Genomic DNA, 18,840 nt, shown 5'->3' on the forward strand with positions numbered 1-18,840 from the left:
GGGTGTACAAACTCGCCTTCTTCGTTCCGCCGAGCCACGTCGACACGGTCAAGCAGGCCGTGTTCGCCGCGGGCGGCGGGCGCATCGGCGCCTACGACTGCTGCGCCTGGCAAGTGCTGGGCCAGGGTCAGTTCCGCCCGCTGGACGGCAGCCAGCCGTTCATCGGGCAGAGCGGGGTGGTCGAACAGGTCGAGGAATGGCGGGTGGAACTGGTGGTGGCTGACGACCTGATTCATCAGGTCGTTGCCGCGCTGAAGCAGAGCCATCCCTATGAAACGCCGGCGTATGAGGCGTGGATGCTCTCGGATATCTAGTGTTGCATTGTTTCTGCTGGCCTCATCACTGGCTTGCCAGCGATGAGGGCAGCAGAAACTGCAGTCCTCTTATCGTTTCTCGATGATCGCCGACTCCAGCCTCACCTCCCGATCATGCCCTCCGGTGCGCACCAGTCCCAGGTCCACCCGCGAATCGCCCTCGTCCAGTTTCATCCCTTCCTTGTAGGTATTGACCAGATCGCTGCCCAGTTCCACGGGTGCGTTGGACAGGTTGGTGCCGACGACCCGGCGCACATCCCGTCCGTTGAGGGTTTCCCGGCTGATCCGTTCGCTGCCCAGATCGACCGTGCCGTTGCCGGCGCGAACGTCCGCCCCGGACAGCTTCACGTCACCGGCCACTTGCAGCGTCACCCCGTCCTGTCCGCTCAGCCGGCTGGGGGCCGCGACGGTATCGCGCCGGGCGTAATCCACTTTCAGGTCCAGGGTCGGTGAAATACCCGGATCGGCTTTCTGCACCGTGCTGCCGACCTTCTTCTCGGCGCCCGCGGCCAGTGGCCCGCTGAACGAGCGCACGGCGTTGAGGTAACCCTGGGGATTCTGTTCCTTGCTCAACTGCGCATCGACCTCGACCTTCAGGGCATTGACCCGGTCCTGCCGGCTGGCGAGCAGCAGGTCGCCGCCCACCATGCCCTCGACGCGCGCGGCGTTGACCCGCACGCCATTGAGTTGCAGGTCGCCCCTGCTGTAAAGGCCGACCTTGTCGGCATCGAGCTGGCTGTTCTGGTGCAACAGATTGTCGCGCTGGTCGAGCGTGAACTGGGCGCGGCCATAGATGCCTTTTTTCGTTTCGCTGCGTTCGGCAGCAGGCGTCACGCCATAGCCGGCGCCCACCGTCAGGTCGAGGTTGTCGCGGCGCTCGCTGCTGCTGGCGGACTCCACCAGCACCCCGCCGTTCGGTGCGGCGACCTTGATCTGTGCGGCCGAAGCCTTCAGGCCTTGAAGGTGGAGAGCGTCCTCTTGCCGGGCCTGGCTGGTGAGTTCGACGGATTCCCTGGCGGTGAAAACCGCGCCCTGAGCCGTCTCGTCGGCTTCGGAAATCCGGCCGTTGCTGAAGTGGCCGCCGAGCCCGGCGCCTTTGCCCGCGCTGTTTTTCCTGAATACCGCTTCGCCACCACCACCCAGGTTGCTGCCGCTGGCGTCATGGCTGTCGGTGGCGGCCAGCACCCGCAAGGGGCCGTCGGCCTCGGTGAGGATCCGCTCCGGACGGGTCTGCTCGTTGCCGATCCGGGTACCGGTCAGCGTCATGGCGCCACCGGCCTTGAGGTGGATGTCCCCCTCGCCATCGAGGCTGGCGACCCGCGCCTGGCTGTCCTGGCTGTCGCTACGCTTGTGGTCCAGGTAGGCCCGGGCTTCCAGGGCGTTGCCGGCGGGCGAACTGCCGCCCTTGAGCCAGGCGTTGCCATCGAGCTGGCGCAGTTGCCGCGTCTGGCGGTCGTTGGCCTGGGCCAGCGTGAGGTTGCCGCCGGTCTCGACCTTCAGGTCGCCCTTGCCGGCGTCGAAGACGGTGCCCTCGTAGAGGCCGTCGCTGCCCAGTTGAACCTGGATGCCCTGCTGGCCAGACAAGCTGCCGGGGCGGGCCACGACGCGGGTTTCGCTGCTGTCCAGCGAGCCACCCTTGCCCGTGACCTTGCCGGCAATGTCGTGGCCGGTGCTGGTTTCGACCCGCGCCGTGCCGCCGGCATCCAGGCGCTGGACGGTTTCGCTGCTGGAGTCCTGCGCGGCGAGAAACTCATGCCGGGTGGCGTCGATCTGCACGCTGCCGCTTTCGGCGCGGTACCGGGTGCCGGTATCGCTGAGGGTATCGGCCACGACCTTCACCTTCGCGCCCGACAGCTCGCTGACCTGCGCGGTTTCGCTGCGTTGGGTCTGCTCGCGGTTGTAGTGCTCCAGCCCCAGGTCGGCGCCCAGGGTGGGCGGCGCCAGTGCGTCTTCCACGGCGGCTTGCTGGAAGCGGGCGGCTTCGTTGCCGGAGACCAGGTTTTCGATCGGCCGGGTGATGTCGCGGTAGTCCAGGCTCAATCCCAGGTTGCCTTGCCAGTGGGTTTCGCTCTCGCGGGTCTCGCGCACACTGGCCGTCGCGCGGTTTTCCATGAGCGGCGCATCCACCTGTAACTGCTGCGCTGCGTTCACCTTCGCCGACTCGTTGATCAGGCTCTGGGCCTTGATCCTGATGTCGCCGGCGGCCTTCAGTTCGCTGGGTCGGCTCTCCACCAGGTGTTCGTCGCGTTCCTTGCGGTTGTACGCCCCCTCGTAGCCGCTGCCGATGCGGTCCATCCCGCCGCTGACGCCCAGCCCGCCTGCCGAGCGGCTGGTGACGGTGTTGTGGGTTTCGCCGCTGGACAGGGCACCCAGCCTGACCGAGGTGCCGTCGATGTCGATAGCGCCCTGGCGGGCATCGAGGTCGGTGCTGTCGAGATTGACGGCACCCTTGCCGTCGATACGAATCGAGGCGCCACCGAGCTGGCTCGCGACCAGGGTGTCCTGGGTGGTGGTGCTCTGCTGTCGGTCGACCTCGTAGCCCACTGATGCGGCGTACTGCTTCGAGCCCGGCTTGCCGTCGCGGGCCTCGGTGGTTTCCCGGGCGTTGGCGTAGAAGCCTTTGTCGGTCTGTTCCGTGCGGGTGGTCTGTTGTTGTCCGGCGGCCTTGACCTGGACATCCCTGGCCGCTTCGAGCTGCAACTCCTTGCCGGCATTCAATCGGCCCCCGATCACCTGCAGGTCTTCGGCGCTGGCCAGGCGCAGGTTGCTCTCGGAGGCCAGGTCGCTGACCAGGACGGTGTCGTGCTGCAGCGTGCTGTCACTGGAACTGCCGAACAGGCCGAACAGCTTGCTGTCGGTGCTGCTGGTGGTGCGGGCGGTGGTTTCCTGCGCCGTTTCGACGCTCAGCAGCGCCTTTTCACTGACCAGCAGCGCGTCGTCCTTGCTGCGGATACGGCTGCCGCTGACCCGTACCTGATCGGCGACCACCGTCACTGCGCCGTCGCTGAGGATCTGGCTGCCCTGGACCTTCTGCTGGCTGCCCTGGTCGTTTTCGCGATTGCCGAAGAACGCCCCGGAAACCAGGTCGCCGCGGTACTCCTTGCGGCTGTCGCTGCCGTGCAAGGCCCGGCCGGCAACGTCCAGGTCCGGTGTCCTGATGGTGATGTCCTGGCTGGCGCGCAGGGTTCCTCCCTCAAGTTTCACCGCCTGCGCTGCGTCCAGCTTCAGGTTGCGCGCTGCCAGTTCGCCGCCGTGACCGGTCTCGCGGTAGTCGCTGCGGTCCTGGTCGCCGCGCCACAGGTGCTTGCGGTGACGGATGCTCTCCTCGTTGCGCTGGCTGTCGATACCGGCATCGATGTGCAATTTGCCGCCGCTCCTGAGCGCCATGTCGCCCTCGGCCCGTAGCGTCGCGGCAGTCAGCCGGGCGTCGCCGCCGGCCACCAGGTCGATGTTTTCGGCGGCGCTGAGGCTGCTGCCCTTGTTCGTGCGTTCGGTGCGGACCTTGCTGCGGTCATAGGTTTCGGTGGTGATGAACCACCACTTCTTGTCCCATTTCTCGTTGTCGCGCTGGATGGTTTCGCGGGTTTTGCTGTCCAGCACCAGTTTTTTCCCGGCGCCCCCCTCGATGCGTCGTCCCTGGCCATCGACGGCGGTGAGTTGCAGGTCGCCATCGGCCCTGAGTTCCAGCACGCCATCGCCAGCGTGCAGGCGGCTGGCCTGATGCTCGTTGCCGCTGATCTGCAGATCGCCGGCAGAGCGAATGCTGAGCCCGTTGCGCGCGGTGACGGACGGGGCTTCCAGGCGGACGCCCGCGCCTTCGGCGGTACTGATGATACGGATGCGACCTGCCTGCATCGCGCCGAACAGGCTGGCATCGACGCTACCTGGCGTGCCGGCGAGGTGGTCGATGATCTCGCCGCTGGCGCGGTCGATGCGGTTGCGCCCGACCGTGAGGTCCAGGTCGGTAGCGGCGTGCAGGACGCCGCGGGTTTCGATGCGCGGGGCGATCAGTTCGAGGGCGCCTTCGGCATTGTTCAGGCCCTGTTCGCCCACCTGCAGCGTGCCGCTGGCCGACAGGCTGTCGAGGCGGGAGAGGCGCTGGTCTTCGATCTCCGGGCGTCCCACCAGGAAGCCGGCGCGGGTGGTGTTGATGAAGCTGCCGCCGTTGATGGTGATGCCGTTGGGATTGGCGAGGATGTAGTCGGCGGGCCGGCCGAAGATCTCCTGGGCGCCTTCGATGCTCGAGGCATTGCGGCTGATGACTTCGTTGACGATGGTAGCGGCGGCCTGGCCCTGGAACTGCGGGTTGGCACCGAGGGCGCCCGCCAGTTGCGAGTGCCCGGCGTCCAGGGCGTTGTTCAGTACCACACCGGGTTGGCCGACGTTGTAGTCGAGAAACTGGTTGTGGGACAGGCCGCTGGCGTTGGGGGCGACGATGTCGATCACCGGCACGCCGTTGTGTTCGCCAATGGACGGGGTGCCGGCCGGGCCGGCGACAGGTTGCAGGCCGTTGTTGGCCATGGCCGTGACGGGGACCAGCAGGCTCAGGCCGATGGCCCGGCGTAACAGGTTGGGGGTGAACCGTGCAGGCAGGTGGCGCATGGTGGTTTCTCTTGTTGTTGTGGGATCAGAAAGGCAGGTGCAGTTCGGCTAGCCAGTAGCCCGGCTCCAGATCGCGGCGGCGGGTGTCGGTGGCGGACAGGGCGCGGTGGTAAGCCAGGGTCAGACGGGCCCAGGGATGGCTGACCTGCAGGCCAGCCTGTGCACCGACCAGTCGCTGCGAGGGCCTGCCGTGGTCGTAGCGACTCCAGCCGACGTCGAGGCCCAGGCTGGGACGGATTTCCAGCCGTTCGGGCAAGGGGTGGGCCAGTGGCAGGCTCAGGGTATTGCGCCAGACGATGCCGCTGGCGCCGGAGACGGTGGCCTGGCGGAAACCGCGTACGGCGCTGTCGCCGGAAATCGCCATCTGCTCCACGGCGGCCAGTGGCACCGGGCTGTACTGCAGGTTGAGGGCGCTTTCCCAGCGCCAGCGAAACCCGGGGGCGGCGCCTTGCCGCAGTTGCCAGAGGCTGGCCTGGTAGCGGTGGAACAGGGGTTGAGGGGCATTCGGGTGGGCTGCGGCAGTGTCCGAGCCGAACCAGCCCAGTCCACGGCTGTAGCCGAGCGTGGCGCTCCACAGGGCCTGGTCGCGCCAGGTCAGGTTGAGGCTGGCGTCCAGCGTGGTCAGCGTCGGACTTTGCAGGCGAAGCCGCAGCCATTGACCGGAAAAGCGGCTGTCCAGGCGCTTGTAGTTCAGCGTCAGGTCGGCGTTGAGCGTGGCTGAGGCGTTGTGCCACAGCTCACGGGAAAGTCCGAGGCTGTAGAAGTCGCTTTGGCTGTTTGCCGCGCCCCCTGAATCATCGGTCCGGCTCTCGATGCGATTGAGCCGCAGCGAGAAGCTCCAGGGGCCGTATGGCGTGTTGTATTGGATGCCGTAGGCCTCACTGCCGCTGCTGCGGCCGGGAAGGCTGCGAATCCGGGAGAGGCGCAGGAAGTCATTGTGTTCCAGCGGACTGTCGATGCTCACGGACAACAGGGTGCGTACGCGTCCCGTGGCCCTGTCGCCGCCGTTGTTGATCCCGGCCCCCAGTCGCCAGCGAGACGTGCGTGTACGTTGCGACCTGATCAGCACCCGCGTGCCCCCCGGTAGCTCCCCGGGTTCCAGATCGGCGCTGAGGTCGAACGATTGCAGCCGGTTCATCTGGTTCAGTCCCTGCTCCAGCGCCGACAGCCGCAAGGGCGACCCCAGCAGATCGGGAAAGGCACGGGACAGCGACAACGGCAGTTGCGGATCTTCGAACTCGACCGATTCGACGAAACCTTCGACGATCACGATGTCGAGGCTGGCCCCCGCCGCCGGGGCACTGGCCAGATAAGGCCGGGCCGCCAGATAGCCCTGCTCCAGATAGCTGCGGGTGATGGCCTTGAGTACCGCGTTGATGCGCGTTTCATCCATGCAGGGTTGCAGCAGCGGTTCGAGTGCCCGGTTGAGGGCCTCGGGCGCCATCAGCGTGTTGCCCGCCAGGCGAACCCCAGTAATCGGCCAGCACGGGGTGCCGGCGGGCGGCCTTTCGGTGCTGTCGTCCGGGACATTGATCGCGAAGGGGGCTCTGAGGCGGCGCAGGCGCTGCTGCCGCTCGCGTTCTTCGGCGTCGCGACGTTGTTCCTGCAGCATGGGCAGGAGCGACGCGGCATCGACGGCAGCAGCGCAGCGCGGTGTCAGCCAGCACAGGGCGACAAGGATCAGGAGGGCCGGCGCACGGCTGCGCGGGCCTTCGATTCGTGGCGAACTCGGCATGTCATGCGTCCTTGGTTTTTGTTATCAGGACGATCAATAAAAATCAGGCGAGACGAATCTAAGGAAGGCGCAATCGTTTGGATGCGGGGGAAAGGCGCGAAAGCGGGTAGGGAAAAAGCGTGAGCGGCTTCGGAAATTTCCGAAGCCTGTCAGGAAGCAGGGGATTGGCCGGCGCAAGAGCGCCGGAGCGGGGCCTCAGGGGCGGATTTCGATCATGGTGCCGTCTTGCACCAGGTTCCAGACTTCGCGCATATCGACGTTGCGCATGGCGATGCAGCCTTCGGTCCAGTCCAGGGTGTGGAACAGCTCTTCGGGATTGTCTTCGGTGTCTGGCGTGCCGTGGATCATGATCATCCCGCCCGGCGGAACGCCTTCACGGCGAGCCTTGGCGGCATCCGTCACATTGGGGTAGGACACGTGGATGGCCAGGTTGTAGCGGTCCGAGATCTTGCGCCAGTCCAGCCAGTAGAAGCCTTCCGGGGTGCGCTTGTCGCCTTCGCGCTCCTTGGCCCCCACCGGCTTCTTGCCCAGGGAGATGCGGTAGGTCTTGAGCGGTTCGCCGTTGCTGATCAGCTCCAGACGCCGCTGGGACTTGAGCACCAGCACCTTGTCGATGCGGCCGTTGGGACGGGTTTCGGCAGGCGAGGCGAGGGGCGCGGGTGGCGCGTCCTTGAGAATCGGTTTGGTGACGATGGTTTCGGTGTAGGCCGCCTGGGACACCGAAATCACACTGAGGCAAAAGAGGGCAAGCAACCAGCGCATGAAACGGTATCCCTGGAGTTCCGGTGTTTACGAGTCGTTCGTGTGGGGTGGCGCGAATGAAGGTGGCAGGCTGCCGGTGCGAACCGGGTAGTGCTGCCTTTCGCGGTCCCGATAGTAGCATTCTAGTGTGACGTGGATCGTCCTGAAAGCCAGCTCGTCCCAAGGGATCTCGTCTTCCTCGAACAGGCGCACCTCCAGGCTTTCGACGCCGATATCGAAGTCCAGGTCGGCCAGTTCGGCGCGGTAGAAGACGTGGACCTGATTGATGTGCGGCAGATCGAACAGGTGATAGAGGCTCATTTCGCCGAGGCGGGCACAGGCTTCTTCGACGGTTTCCCGACGTGCGGCCTCTTCCATGGTCTCGCCGTTCTCCATGAACCCGGCCGGCAGTGTCCAGTAGCCGCGGCGCGGCTCGATGGCGCGGCGGCACAGCAGGACCTTGCTGCCGTGGCTGGGCAGGACGCCGGCGACGATGTTGGGATTCTGGTAATGGATGGTCTGGCAGTGATCGCACACATAGCGCAGGCGGGAATCGCCTTCGGGAATGCGCTGGGTGACTGCTTTGCCGCACGCGCTGCAGTATTTCATGCTTATCTTCCTTATAGGTGCGGCTATCTTCGCGCCGCCGTCCTGCGCCCGGCAAGTGCGATCGTCGCCGGGGGTTGGGCCCGGCGCGGCTTTGGTGCATGATGCAGAACGCTTCTGGAACGAGAGAGACCATGCTGGACGAGCTACTTCGCCGTGTGAGCAGTCACACCCCGGGTACCCTGGAAACCGATCGACGTTTTCCCGAGGCCGCGGTGCTGCTGCCCATCACCCGGAGCGAAGAGCCTGAACTGGTCCTGACCCTGCGTGCCAAGGGGCTTTCCACCCATGGCGGGGAAGTGGCCTTTCCGGGTGGCCGGCGTGATCCGGAAGACCCGGATCTGGTGTTCACCGCACTGCGTGAAGCCGAGGAAGAGATCGGCCTGCCGCCAGGGCTGGTCGAGGTGGTCGGCCCGCTGAGCCCGCTGATCTCGCTGCATGGCCTGAAAGTCACGCCGTTCGTGGGGCTGATTCCCGACTATGTCGAGTACCAGCCCAATGATGCCGAAATTGCCGCCGTGTTCAGCGTGCCGCTGGAATTCTTCCGCCAGGACCCTCGTGACCACACCCACCGGATCGATTATCAGGGCCGCAGTTGGTACGTCCCCAGCTACCGTTTCGGCGAATACAAGATCTGGGGCCTCTCGGCGATCATGATCGTCGAGCTGGTCAACCTGCTCTACGACGCGCGGATCAGCCTGCACCAGCCGCCCGAGCGCTTCACTTCACTATGACGAGCGGGCCCACCCGCCGCACTTCCACCGTGAGGATCCACGCATGAAATACCGTCTGGGCGACCTGCGGGTCGAAACCCATCCGCAGAGCTGGGTTGCCCCCAATGCCACGCTGATCGGCAAGGTGCGCCTGCAGGCGGGCGCCAACGTCTGGTTCAATGCGGTCCTGCGCGGCGACAACGAGCTGATCGACATCGGCGAGAACAGTAACGTCCAGGACGGCACCGTGATGCACACCGACATGGGCTCGCCGCTGACCATCGGCAAGGGCGTGACCATCGGCCACAACGCCATGCTGCACGGCTGCACCGTGGACGACTTCAGCCTGATCGGCATCAATGCGGTGATTCTCAACGGCGCGAAGATCGGCAAGCATTGCATCATCGGCGCCAATGCGCTTATCCCCGAGGGCAAGGAGATTCCCGACGGCTCGCTGGTCATGGGTTCGCCGGGCAAGGTGGTGCGCGAGCTCACCGATGCGCAGAAGAAGCTGCTCGAAGCCAGCGCCGCACACTACGTGCACAACGCCCAGCGTTATGCCCGCGACCTGGCGCCGCAGGAGGATTGATGAGCAGCGTGGAAAAACCCGTCCCGTCCCCGTGCATCAGTATCTGCGCCCTGGACGAGCAGGACATCTGCACCGGCTGCCAGCGCACCGCCGGTGAAATCACTCGCTGGGGCCGCATGGACAACGCCGAGCGCCGCCAGGTGTTGCTGCTCTGTCATGAGCGGGCAGTGGCCGCCGGCCTGATCTTCAACCAGCCGCGCACCGCAAGCTGACTTCCGGGACTTGGCCGCACGGGGGCTCTGAAGTACCCTGTGCGGCTTCTTACCGGTGCCTTCCATGTTCTTTCTCATCGCCTATATCAGCAGCGTGGTGCTGATCAACTACGCCTTTTCCAGTGCGCCGCACCTGGATGTGATCTGGTCCGCCTGGGGTGGCCTGGTGTTCATCCTGCGCGACATGGTGCAGACCCGCTTCGGCCATGGTGCGCTGGTCGCCATGCTGGCGGCGCTGGTGCTGTCCTACGTGACCTCCGATCCGGCCATCGCCGTGGCCAGTGCCACCGCCTTCGCCGTTTCCGAACTGATCGACTGGATCGTCTTCAGTATCACCAAGCGGCCGCTGCACGACCGTTTGTGGCTCAGTTCGGCGCTGAGCATCCCGCTCGATACCTTCATCTTCTTCGGCATGATCGGCGCGCTGACACCGGCCGTGGTTGGCACGGCGCTGGCCTCGAAGTTCGCCGGGGTGACCGCCGTCTGGCTGGCCATGGCCTGGCGGGTGCGGAAAAACGCCGTCGCCGGCTGAGCCGCGACGGCGTCCAACCATGTAAAATATGCCCCTTTCGCTGGCCCGCACCGTGCTGGGGCGGTCCTGGATTTCTCCCTCTGAGGACCTGAAATGACTCGTATCGGAACTCCATTGTCGCCCACCGCGACCCGTGTACTGCTCTGCGGCTGCGGCGAGCTGGGCAAGGAAGTGGTGATCGAGCTGCAACGCTTCGGCGTTGAAGTGATTGCCGTGGACCGTTACGCCAACGCCCCGGCCATGCAGGTGGCCCATCGCAGCCATGTGATCAACATGCTCGACGGCGCAGCGCTGCGTGCCGTGATCGAGGCCGAGAAGCCGCACTACATCGTGCCGGAAATCGAAGCCATCGCCACCGCCACCCTGGTCGAGCTGGAAGCCGAGGGCTTCACCGTGGTGCCGACTGCCCGCGCCGCGCAACTGACCATGAACCGCGAAGGCATCCGCCGCCTGGCCGCCGAAGAGCTGGACCTGCCGACCTCGCCTTACCACTTCGCCGACACCTTCGAGGAGTACAGCAAGGCCGCCCTGGACCTGGGCTTCCCTTGCGTGGTCAAGCCGGTGATGAGTTCGTCCGGCAAGGGCCAGAGCCTGCTCAAGAGCGCCGACGACCTGCAGAAGGCCTGGGACTACGCCCAGGAAGGCGGCCGTGCCGGCAAGGGCCGGGTGATCATCGAAGGCTTCATCGATTTCGACTACGAAATTACCCTGCTGACCGTTCGTCATATCGGCGGCACCACCTTCCTGGCGCCGGTCGGTCACCGTCAGGAGAAGGGCGACTACCAGGAGTCCTGGCAGCCCCAGGCCATGAGCCCGGTGGCCCTGGCGGAGTCCGAGCGCGTGGCCAAGGCGGTCACCGAGGCACTGGGCGGCCGTGGTCTGTTCGGTGTCGAGCTGTTCGTCAAGGGCGATCAGGTGTGGTTCAGCGAAGTCTCGCCGCGTCCGCACGACACCGGCCTGGTCACCTTGATCTCTCAGGACCTGTCGCAGTTTGCCCTGCATGCACGGGCGATCCTTGGCCTGCCGATCCCGGCAGTGCGCCAGTTCGGCCCATCGGCGTCGGCGGTGATTCTGGTGGAAGGCCAGTCGCAGCAGACGGCGTTCGATAACCTCGGCGCCGCCCTGGCCGAGCCAGACACCGCGCTGCGCCTGTTCGGCAAGCCGGAAGTCAACGGCCAGCGCCGCATGGGCGTGTGCCTGGCGCGCGATGAGTCGATCGAGGCCGCCCGGGCCAAGGCGACCCGCGCATCGCAAGCCGTCAAGGTCGAGTTCTAAGCGCTGAAAACAACGCGGGACAGGCCTTTCGGCCTGTCCCGCGTTTTTCGTTATAGCTCCGCGTGCCGGGTTTCCTTCAGGCACAGCACGGCGATCAGGCTCAGCAGGGCCGCCACCGAAACATAGCCGCCAACCCAGCTCAGGCCACCCATCGCCACCAGTTTCTGGGCGAAGAAGGGTGCCGCCGAAGCGCCGACGATACCGCCCAGGTTGTACGCCGCCGATGCGCCGGTATAGCGCACGTGGGTCGGGAACAGCTCTGGCAGCAGGGCGCCCATGGGCGCGAAGGTCACCCCCATCAGGAACAGCTCGATCGCCAGGAACAGCGCAACGCCGGCGGTAGAGCCGGACGTCAGCAAGGGTTCCATGGTGAAGCCCGAGGCGATCGCCAGCAGGGCACCGGTCACCAGCACCGGCTTGCGCCCGAAACGGTCGCTGAGCCAGGCTGAGAGCGGCGTGGCCAGGGCCATGAACAGCACCGCGAAGCACAGCAGGCCAAGGAAGGTTTCCCGGGTGTAGCCCAGGGTGGAGACGCCGTAGCTCAGCGAAAACACCGTGGAGATATAGAACAGCGCGTAGCACACCACCATGGCCGCCGCGCCGAGCAGCACGGGCATCCAGTACTGGGCGAACAGCTCGACCACCGGCATCTTCACCCGCTGATGGCTGGCCATGGCCTTGGCGAACACCGGGGTTTCTTCCAGTTTCAGCCGCACGTACAGGCCGACGATCACCAGCGCTGCGCTGAGCAGGAACGGAATGCGCCAGCCCCAGGCACGGAAGTCTTCATCGCTGAGCAGCATCGCCAGGGCCAGGAACAGGCCATTGGCGGCGAGGAAGCCGATGGACGGGCCCAGTTGCGGGAACATGCCGAACCAGGCGCGCTTGCCCTTGGGCGCGTTTTCGGTAGCCAGCAGCGCTGCGCCGCCCCATTCCCCGCCGAGCCCCAGCCCCTGGCCGAAGCGCAGTACGCAGAGCAGGACCGGTGCCCAGATCCCGATGCTGTCGTGGCCGGGCAGCACGCCGATCAGCGTGGTACAGACCCCCATCAGCAGCAGCGAGGCCACCAGGGTCGATTTGCGTCCGATGCGGTCGCCGAAGTGGCCGAACAACGCCGAGCCCAGCGGGCGGGCGAGGAAGGCGATACCGAAGGTGAGGAAGGCCGAGAGCATCTGCGCGGTGCCCGAGGTCTGCGGGAAGAACACCGGACCGATTACCAGCGCGGCGGCTGTGGCGTAGATGTAGAAGTCGTAGAACTCGATGGCCGTGCCGATGAAGCTGGCCGTGGCGACGCGGGCCGGCGAGTTGCCCGACGGCGCGGTGTCGGCCTCATTGTTGTAGGTGCTGCTGGTGGTCATGCAAGGTACCCCTGACAGTCGAAGGCTTCCTGGGCGGCCGCGCACGGGCGACGGCTCGGCGTCGGAGCTTGTTATGAGTTATGGACCGCGTGGCCGAGCATATGCCCTGTGGGGATGGGGGCGGCGCGGGCACTGTTCGGGGTGTGAAGCAGTACCGCTGAGGCGCTTGATGCAGGCGGTGCGGACTGGCCGGGAAGCGCCGGGTGCGGGTAGCGGGCGCGACGGCAGGGCTGGGTAAGCGTGGCCCGAGTATAGCCACATTCGATACAGAATGTGTCTACATCAGGTGTTGTCGCTGTAGCGAATCACACCACGGGTTGGCGGGCGACGGTCCAGACCAGGATACGGCTGGCGCGGTTATCCTCGGTTTCGAGGATTTCCAGGCGGTAGCGGCCGATCTTCAGGCAAACGCTGCTTTCCGGAATGCTTTCCAGCGCCTCGGTGACCAGTCCGTTCAGGGTTTTGGGGCCGTCGCTGGGCAGGTGCCAGCCGAGACTGCGGTTCAGTTCGCGGATCGCCACATTGCCTTCGACCACGTAGCGGCCGTCCGGCTGTGGGTGGATATGCGGGTTTTCCTGGCTGTCCTGCTCCTCGAACTCGCCGACGATCTCCTCGAGGATGTCTTCCAGGGTGGCGATGCCCTGTACCTCGCCGTATTCGTCGACGACGATGCCCATGCGCCGCTGCTGCTTGTGGAAGTTCAGCAGTTGCAGTTGCAGCGGTGTGTTCTCCGGCACGAAGTAGGGTTCGTAGCAGGCGGCCATGAGGCTTTCCCGCGTCAGTTCGGCGTTGGGCAGCAGGTGGGCGATATGCCGGGTGTTGAGTACGGCCTGGACCTGGTTGATGTCGCTGTGGAACACCGGCAGGCGGGTATACCTGGACGCCCTGAGTTGTGCGGTGATCGCCTCGATGCTGTCGTCGAGGTTGACTCCGGCGACTTCGCTGCGGGGAACCAGAATGTGATTGACGGTGATCCTGTCCAGCGCCATGAGGCTGGCAGGAAGGGTGCTGGCGGTGTGGTGGTCACCGGCTTCTTCGGTATCGTCCGGGCCACTTTCGAGGTGTTCGTCGTGCTGCTGGACCACTGCCGGACGCAGGGCAAAGGGGCGCAGGATCAGGCGCGCGGTGCCGTCCAGCAGCCAGGCGAGCGGCTGCAGAAGGCGCAGTGGCAGGCGCAGGAACGAACCCAGGCCGATGAAGGCTTCGGGGTTGCGCCTGGCCAGTTGCCGGGGCAGATACTCGGCGCAGACCAGCAGCACCAGCGTCGCACCCAGGCAGCCCAGCCAGAAACCGCTTTCGCCCTGGCAGCGCAGGCCGGTCAGGGCGGCGAGGGCGAGCACCAGCAACTTGCCGAGCGTGGCGCCGAAGATCAGCGCCGGAGCCGGAATGTCGGCCTTGCCGTTGCTCCGGTTGGCGAGCGCCTGCTGGCGGGCGGCATCGACGGCGGTGAACAGTGCCGACCACAGCAAGGCCAGCGCCAGGAGCCCGAGCAGCGGAGCCAGCGGCAAGGTGTTCATGGTTCGTCCGTCAGATATGCAGGATGAATTCGCGGACCAGCTTGCTGCCGAAGTACGCCAGCATCAGCAGGCAGAAGCCGGCAAGGGTCCAGCGGATCGCCTTGTGGCCACGCCAGCCGAGGCGGGTGCGGCCCCACAGCAGCACGCCGAATACCACCCAGGCAACGCAGGCCAGCAGGGTCTTGTGCACCAGGTGCTGGGCGAACAGGTTGTCGAGGAACAGCCAGCCGGAAATCAGCGACAGCGACAGCAGGCCCCAGCCGGCCCAGAGGAAGCCGAACAGCAGGCTTTCCATGGTCTGCAATGGCGGGAAGTTGCGGATCATGCCGGAAGGATGCTTGTGCTTGAGCTGGTGGTCCTGCATCAGCAGCAACAGCGACTGGAACACCGCGATGGTGAACAGGCCGTAAGCCAGGATCGACAGCAGGATATGGGCGAGGATGCCCGGCTCTTCGTTGATCAGCGGTACCGTGCCCGAGGGCGCGAACTGGGCGATCAGTGCCGTCAGCAGGCCGAGGGGGAACAACAGCAGCAGCAGGTTCTCCACCGGGATGCGCAGGCAGGCGAGGAGGGTGATGGCAATGACCGCGGTGGCGATCAGGCTGGCGGCGCTGAAGAAGTCCAGGCTCAGGCCCAGGGGCGTGAGCAACTGCCAGAACAGCGCGCTGCCCTGGGCGATGACCGCCAGCGCTCCCAGCAGGCCGAGAAGCCGTTTGTCGGCCTTTACGCCCCGGGCCAGGCCGGTGCCTTGATAGACGATCGCGGCGGCATAGAGGCAGGCGGCGATCAGGTTGGGTAGCAAGCTGGGTGACAAGGGGAGCATAAGTCCTGTTAGGCAAGCCCGAAAGCCGATGAGTTTGGCATAGAACGCGCCCGCCAAGGAAGACTGGCGGCCGACGGTATGGTGTGCGCTGGCGCGAGTCTTCGTTATAATCGCGCCCCTGTCCCTGCCCGAGGCCGGCCGAATGCGCCCGGGGCGGCTGATAACCCGCGGTTCTGAAGAACCTGTAAAGGATCCCCATGTTTGAAAACCTGACCGATCGTCTGTCACAGACGCTGCGCCATGTCACCGGCAAGGCCAAGCTGAACGAAGACAACATCAAAGACACCCTGCGCGAAGTGCGCATGGCGTTGCTCGAGGCCGACGTCGCCCTGCCGGTGGTGAAGGACTTCGTCAACAAGGTCAAGGAACGTGCGGTCGGTACCGAGGTGTCCCGCAGCCTGACGCCGGGCCAGGCGTTCGTGAAGATCGTCCAGGCCGAGCTCGAAGCACTGATGGGGGCGGCCAACGAAGACCTGAGCCTGAACGCCGCACCGCCTGCAGTGGTGCTGATGGCCGGTCTGCAAGGTGCGGGCAAGACCACCACCGCCGGCAAGCTGGCGCGCTTCCTCAAGGAACGCAAGAAGAAGACCGTCATGGTCGTCTCTGCCGACGTCTATCGTCCGGCGGCGATCAAGCAGCTGGAAACCCTGGCCAACGACATCGGCGTGACCTTCTTCCCGTCGGACATCAGCCAGAAGCCGGTGGCCATCGCCGAAGCGGCCATTCGCGAGGCCAAGCTCAAGTTCATCGACGTGGTCATCGTCGACACCGCCGGCCGACTGCACGTCGACGCGGAAATGATGACCGAGATCAAGGACCTGCACGCCGCAGTCAAGCCGATCGAAACGCTGTTCGTGGTCGACGCCATGACCGGCCAGGACGCTGCCAACACCGCCAAGGCGTTCGGTGATGCCTTGCCGCTCACCGGCGTGGTGCTGACCAAGGTCGACGGTGACGCCCGTGGCGGTGCCGCGCTGTCGGTTCGCGCCATCACCGGCAAGCCGATCAAGTTCATCGGCATGGGCGAGAAGACCGAAGCCCTCGAGCCGTTCCACCCGGACCGTATCGCCTCACGGATTCTCGGCATGGGTGATGTGCTCAGCCTGATCGAGCAGGCCGAGCAGAACATCGACAAGGCCAAGGCCGACAAGCTGGCCAAGAAGCTGAAGAAGGGCAAGGGCTTCGACCTCGAAGACTTCCGCGACCAACTGCAGCAGATGAAGAACATGGGCGGTCTGGGCGGCCTGATGGACAAGTTGCCGAGCATCGGTGGCGTCAACCTGTCGCAGATGGGCAACGCCCAGGGCGCCGCCGAGAAGCAGTTCAAGCAGATGGAAGCGATCATCAACTCGATGACCCCGGCCGAGCGCCGCGACCCTGACCTGATCAGCGGTTCGCGCAAGCGCCGTATCGCCCTGGGTTCCGGCACCCAGGTGCAGGACATCGGCCGCCTGATCAAGCAGCACAAGCAGATGCAGAAGATGATGAAGAAGTTTTCTGCCAAGGGCGGCATGGCCAAGATGATGCGCGGGCTGGGTGGCATGATGCCCGGCGGCGGCATGCCCAAGCTCTGATCCCGATTCGTGACGACGCCCCGTTTTTCGGGGCGTCGTTCGAAAATCCCGCCGCTGGCGGGAAAATCGCTGCCTTATTAGGAGGCGGCTCCATTGCAGATCTGTATGACAGACAGGCAGTTGCCAGAAAAAAGGCATTTGCAAAAGTCCGTGTATTCCCTGAGAATATGCGGCCTTTCGGGCACCCGTGCCCGCTTGGCCTATAGATTTGCAGCACCGACTACAGGAACGATGTTCACATGGTAACCATCCGTCTTGCCCGTGGCGGCTCCAAAAAGCGCCCATTCTACCACCTCACCGTGACCAACAGCCGCAACGCGCGCGATGGTCGTTTCGTTGAGCGTATCGGCTTCTTCAACCCGATTGCTTCGGGCGCAGAAGTCAAACTGTCCGTAAACCAAGAGCGTGCCACCTACTGGCTGGCTCAAGGTGCACAGCCGTCTGAGCGCGTTGCTCAGCTGCTGAAGGAAGCTGCCAAGGCTGCTGCCTGAGCAATATGAACGCGACGCCAGAAAACGCTGACGAACTGATCGTCGTCGGCAAGATTTTTTCGGTACACGGCGTTCGCGGCGAGGTGAAGGTCTTTTCCTTTACCGATCCGATCGACAACCTGTTGCAGTACCGCAACTGGACGCTTCGGCGCGAAGGTGTGGTGAAACAGGTCGAGCTGGTCAAGGGCCGATCCACTCAAAAGGATCTGGTCGCCAAGCTCAAGGGGCTGGATGATCGCGATGAAGCTCGTCTTCTGACCGGTTTCGAGATCTGTATCTCGCGCAGCCTTTTGCCCGACCTGACCGACGGCGATTACTACTGGTATCAGCTCGTGGGTCTGAGTGTCATCAACCAGGACGGACAACTGTTCGGCAAGGTTGATCACCTGTTGGAGACCGGCGCGAACGATGTAATGGTGGTCAAGCCCTGCGCTGGCAGCCTGGATGATCGTGAACGGCTACTGCCCTATACCGAGCAGTGCGTGTTGGCAGTCGACCTGGCGGCAGGCGAAATGAGGGTTGAGTGGGACGCGGATTTCTAAGCAATGGCCAGCCTGCGCGTAGACGTCATCACGCTGTTCCCCGAGATGTTCTCGGCCATCAGTGAGTACGGCATTACCAGCCGTGCGGTGAAACAGGGGTTGTTGCAACTGACCTGCTGGAACCCGCGGGACTACACCACGGATCGCCACCACACGGTGGATGATCGGCCTTTTGGCGGTGGTCCGGGCATGGTGATGAAGATCAAGCCTCTGGAAGACGCCCTGGTTCAGGCCAGGCAGGCAACCGGAGGAGCAGCGAAGGTGATCTACCTATCGCCGCAAGGCCGCAAGCTGACTCAGTCGGCGGTCAAGGACCTGGCGAAGCATGAATCGTTGATTCTGATAGCCGGTCGTTACGAAGGCATCGACGAGCGTTTTATCGAGGCTCATGTCGATGAAGAGTGGTCGATTGGTGACTACGTGTTGTCTGGCGGCGAGCTGCCGGCAATGGTCATGATCGATGCGGTTACGCGGCTGCTGCCCGGAGCTTTAGGGCATGTGGACTCGGCGGAGGAAGACTCCTTCACCGATGGTCTGCTGGATTGCCCGCACTACACCCGACCTGAGGTGTATGCGGATCAGCGTGTACCCGACGTGTTGCTTAGTGGCAACCATGCACACATCCGGCGTTGGCGTTTACAGCAGTCCCTTGGGCGGACCTGGGAACGACGCGCCGATCTTCTGGAAAGTCGCTCACTTTCTGGAGAAGAGAAGAAGCTGCTCGAGGACTACATCCGCGAGCGGGACGATAGTTAACGTATCGATGGTAGATCCGACAATCTGCCTTAGGAGCAAAAGATGACCAACAAAATCATTCAGCAGATCGAAGCTGAACAGATGAGCAAAGAGATCCCTACCTTTGCCCCGGGCGACACCGTTGTCGTTCAGGTGAAAGTGAAGGAAGGCGATCGTTCCCGTCTGCAGGCGTTCGAAGGCGTTGTAATCGCCAAGCGCAACCGCGGTCTGAACAGCGCATTCACCGTTCGCAAAATCTCCAACGGTGTTGGCGTTGAGCGTACTTTCCAGACCTACAGCCCGCAAATCGACAGCCTGGCCGTGAAACGTCGTGGTGACGTGCGTAAAGCCAAGCTGTACTACCTGCGTGACCTGTCCGGTAAAGCAGCTCGCATCAAGGAAAAACTGGCCTGAGTCCAGTCTGACCTTTGCGAAAAGAAAGGGCAGCCTTCGGGCTGCCCTTTTTGTTTTTCTGAGTGGC

At 64.5% G+C, this 18,840-nt stretch carries 18 protein-coding genes; 11 read left to right on the top strand and 7 right to left on the bottom strand.

Annotated features, from left to right (window positions below; translation table 11 throughout):
• The first annotated feature begins 2 nt into the window (after positions 1 to 2).
• Positions 3 to 314 (top strand): NGG1p interacting factor NIF3, encoded by a 312-nt coding sequence (locus tag AC05QJ_RS07305; protein WP_476747887.1) that lies wholly within the window; start codon positions 3 to 5, stop codon positions 312 to 314.
• Positions 315 to 383: 69 nt separating this feature from the next.
• Here AC05QJ_RS07305 and AC05QJ_RS07310 read toward each other — a convergent pair whose 3' ends face one another.
• The 4 genes from AC05QJ_RS07310 to AC05QJ_RS07325 form a co-directional block, all read right to left on the bottom strand.
• On the bottom strand, positions 384 to 4,916 hold the full coding sequence (locus AC05QJ_RS07310; protein ID WP_476746237.1) for a hemagglutinin repeat-containing protein: 4,533 nt from the start codon (positions 4,914 to 4,916) through the stop codon (positions 384 to 386).
• 25 nt (positions 4,917 to 4,941) lie between these two features.
• The gene (locus tag AC05QJ_RS07315; protein ID WP_476746238.1) at positions 4,942 to 6,651 is read right to left on the bottom strand and encodes a ShlB/FhaC/HecB family hemolysin secretion/activation protein; all 1,710 of its coding nucleotides are present in this window, start codon (positions 6,649 to 6,651) and stop codon (positions 4,942 to 4,944) included.
• Positions 6,652 to 6,846: 195 nt separating this feature from the next.
• Entirely contained in the window at positions 6,847 to 7,413 is a 567-nt protein-coding gene (locus tag AC05QJ_RS07320; protein WP_476746239.1) for a L,D-transpeptidase family protein, read from the bottom strand.
• A gap of 27 nt (positions 7,414 to 7,440) precedes the next feature.
• Positions 7,441 to 8,001, bottom strand: coding sequence for an NUDIX hydrolase (locus tag AC05QJ_RS07325; RefSeq protein WP_476746240.1), 561 nt, complete (start codon positions 7,999 to 8,001; stop codon positions 7,441 to 7,443).
• Positions 8,002 to 8,132: 131 nt separating this feature from the next.
• On the opposite strand from AC05QJ_RS07325, the gene AC05QJ_RS07330 reads away from it, so the two are divergent.
• The 5 genes from AC05QJ_RS07330 to purT all read left to right on the top strand — a co-directional run bounded on the left by AC05QJ_RS07330 (position 8,133) and on the right by purT (position 11,319).
• Positions 8,133 to 8,732, top strand: a complete 600-nt coding sequence (locus AC05QJ_RS07330) for a CoA pyrophosphatase (protein ID WP_476746241.1) — start codon at positions 8,133 to 8,135, stop codon at positions 8,730 to 8,732.
• 43 nt (positions 8,733 to 8,775) lie between these two features.
• Positions 8,776 to 9,300 carry a gamma carbonic anhydrase family protein gene (locus AC05QJ_RS07335; RefSeq protein ID WP_476746242.1) on the top strand — a complete coding sequence of 175 codons (525 nt, stop codon included), beginning with the start codon at positions 8,776 to 8,778 and terminating at the stop codon, positions 9,298 to 9,300.
• Positions 9,300 to 9,512, top strand: a complete 213-nt coding sequence (locus AC05QJ_RS07340) for a DUF1289 domain-containing protein (protein ID WP_476746243.1) — start codon at positions 9,300 to 9,302, stop codon at positions 9,510 to 9,512. Before AC05QJ_RS07335 ends, AC05QJ_RS07340 begins: the two co-directional genes overlap by 1 nt.
• A gap of 64 nt (positions 9,513 to 9,576) precedes the next feature.
• Complete coding sequence (locus tag AC05QJ_RS07345; protein WP_476746244.1) at positions 9,577 to 10,044, top strand: preQ0 transporter; 468 nt, start codon at positions 9,577 to 9,579, stop codon at positions 10,042 to 10,044.
• Positions 10,045 to 10,137: 93 nt separating this feature from the next.
• Positions 10,138 to 11,319: a formate-dependent phosphoribosylglycinamide formyltransferase gene (gene purT / locus AC05QJ_RS07350; protein ID WP_476746245.1), complete on the top strand. Its 1,182-nt coding sequence runs from the start codon at positions 10,138 to 10,140 to the stop codon at positions 11,317 to 11,319.
• Between the two features lie 50 nt (positions 11,320 to 11,369).
• Here purT and AC05QJ_RS07355 read toward each other — a convergent pair whose 3' ends face one another.
• The 3 genes from AC05QJ_RS07355 to AC05QJ_RS07365 form a co-directional block, all read right to left on the bottom strand.
• The gene (locus AC05QJ_RS07355) at positions 11,370 to 12,677 is read right to left on the bottom strand and encodes an MFS transporter (RefSeq protein ID WP_476746246.1); all 1,308 of its coding nucleotides are present in this window, start codon (positions 12,675 to 12,677) and stop codon (positions 11,370 to 11,372) included.
• 305 nt (positions 12,678 to 12,982) lie between these two features.
• Positions 12,983 to 14,194: a transporter associated domain-containing protein gene (locus tag AC05QJ_RS07360; protein ID WP_476746247.1), complete on the bottom strand. Its 1,212-nt coding sequence runs from the start codon at positions 14,192 to 14,194 to the stop codon at positions 12,983 to 12,985.
• A gap of 10 nt (positions 14,195 to 14,204) precedes the next feature.
• Positions 14,205 to 15,017 (bottom strand): cytochrome C assembly family protein, encoded by an 813-nt coding sequence (locus tag AC05QJ_RS07365; protein WP_476746248.1) that lies wholly within the window; start codon positions 15,015 to 15,017, stop codon positions 14,205 to 14,207.
• 197 nt (positions 15,018 to 15,214) lie between these two features.
• Between AC05QJ_RS07365 and ffh the strand changes: the two genes are divergently transcribed.
• The 5 genes from ffh (at position 15,215) to rplS (ending at position 18,773) form a co-directional block, all read left to right on the top strand.
• Positions 15,215 to 16,591 (top strand): signal recognition particle protein, encoded by a 1,377-nt coding sequence (gene ffh, locus AC05QJ_RS07370; protein WP_476746249.1) that lies wholly within the window; start codon positions 15,215 to 15,217, stop codon positions 16,589 to 16,591.
• Positions 16,592 to 16,830: 239 nt separating this feature from the next.
• A complete protein-coding gene (gene rpsP / locus AC05QJ_RS07375) occupies positions 16,831 to 17,082 on the top strand; it encodes a 30S ribosomal protein S16 (protein ID WP_042122088.1) in 252 nt (83 codons plus the stop codon).
• A 5-nt stretch (positions 17,083 to 17,087) separates the two neighbouring features.
• Positions 17,088 to 17,624 carry a ribosome maturation factor RimM gene (gene rimM / locus AC05QJ_RS07380; protein WP_476746250.1) on the top strand — a complete coding sequence of 179 codons (537 nt, stop codon included), beginning with the start codon at positions 17,088 to 17,090 and terminating at the stop codon, positions 17,622 to 17,624.
• 3 nt (positions 17,625 to 17,627) lie between these two features.
• A complete protein-coding gene (gene trmD, locus AC05QJ_RS07385) occupies positions 17,628 to 18,380 on the top strand; it encodes a tRNA (guanosine(37)-N1)-methyltransferase TrmD (protein WP_476746251.1) in 753 nt (250 codons plus the stop codon).
• Positions 18,381 to 18,422: 42 nt separating this feature from the next.
• Entirely contained in the window at positions 18,423 to 18,773 is a 351-nt protein-coding gene (gene rplS / locus AC05QJ_RS07390) for a 50S ribosomal protein L19 (RefSeq protein ID WP_042122082.1), read from the top strand.
• Positions 18,774 to 18,840: the final 67 nt, after the last annotated feature.

The sequence above is a fragment of the Pseudomonas sp. TUM25319 genome (genome assembly GCF_056388475.1).

Excerpts from the sequence above, each read along its gene's own strand:
- AC05QJ_RS07310 (WP_476746237.1), bottom strand. The coding sequence starts at position 4,916 with ATGCGCCACCTGCCTGCACGGTTCACCCCCAACCTGTTACGCCGGGCC.
- AC05QJ_RS07315 (WP_476746238.1), bottom strand. The coding sequence starts at position 6,651 with ATGCCGAGTTCGCCACGAATCGAAGGCCCGCGCAGCCGTGCGCCGGCC.
- AC05QJ_RS07320 (WP_476746239.1), bottom strand. The coding sequence starts at position 7,413 with ATGCGCTGGTTGCTTGCCCTCTTTTGCCTCAGTGTGATTTCGGTGTCC.
- AC05QJ_RS07325 (WP_476746240.1), bottom strand. The coding sequence starts at position 8,001 with ATGAAATACTGCAGCGCGTGCGGCAAAGCAGTCACCCAGCGCATTCCC.
- AC05QJ_RS07330 (WP_476746241.1), top strand. The coding sequence starts at position 8,133 with ATGCTGGACGAGCTACTTCGCCGTGTGAGCAGTCACACCCCGGGTACC.
- AC05QJ_RS07335 (WP_476746242.1), top strand. The coding sequence starts at position 8,776 with ATGAAATACCGTCTGGGCGACCTGCGGGTCGAAACCCATCCGCAGAGC.
- AC05QJ_RS07340 (WP_476746243.1), top strand. The coding sequence starts at position 9,300 with ATGAGCAGCGTGGAAAAACCCGTCCCGTCCCCGTGCATCAGTATCTGC.
- AC05QJ_RS07345 (WP_476746244.1), top strand. The coding sequence starts at position 9,577 with ATGTTCTTTCTCATCGCCTATATCAGCAGCGTGGTGCTGATCAACTAC.
- purT (WP_476746245.1), top strand. The coding sequence starts at position 10,138 with ATGACTCGTATCGGAACTCCATTGTCGCCCACCGCGACCCGTGTACTG.
- AC05QJ_RS07355 (WP_476746246.1), bottom strand. The coding sequence starts at position 12,677 with ATGACCACCAGCAGCACCTACAACAATGAGGCCGACACCGCGCCGTCG.
- AC05QJ_RS07360 (WP_476746247.1), bottom strand. The coding sequence starts at position 14,194 with ATGAACACCTTGCCGCTGGCTCCGCTGCTCGGGCTCCTGGCGCTGGCC.
- AC05QJ_RS07365 (WP_476746248.1), bottom strand. The coding sequence starts at position 15,017 with ATGCTCCCCTTGTCACCCAGCTTGCTACCCAACCTGATCGCCGCCTGC.
- ffh (WP_476746249.1), top strand. The coding sequence starts at position 15,215 with ATGTTTGAAAACCTGACCGATCGTCTGTCACAGACGCTGCGCCATGTC.
- rpsP (WP_042122088.1), top strand. The coding sequence starts at position 16,831 with ATGGTAACCATCCGTCTTGCCCGTGGCGGCTCCAAAAAGCGCCCATTC.
- rimM (WP_476746250.1), top strand. The coding sequence starts at position 17,088 with ATGAACGCGACGCCAGAAAACGCTGACGAACTGATCGTCGTCGGCAAG.
- trmD (WP_476746251.1), top strand. The coding sequence starts at position 17,628 with ATGGCCAGCCTGCGCGTAGACGTCATCACGCTGTTCCCCGAGATGTTC.
- rplS (WP_042122082.1), top strand. The coding sequence starts at position 18,423 with ATGACCAACAAAATCATTCAGCAGATCGAAGCTGAACAGATGAGCAAA.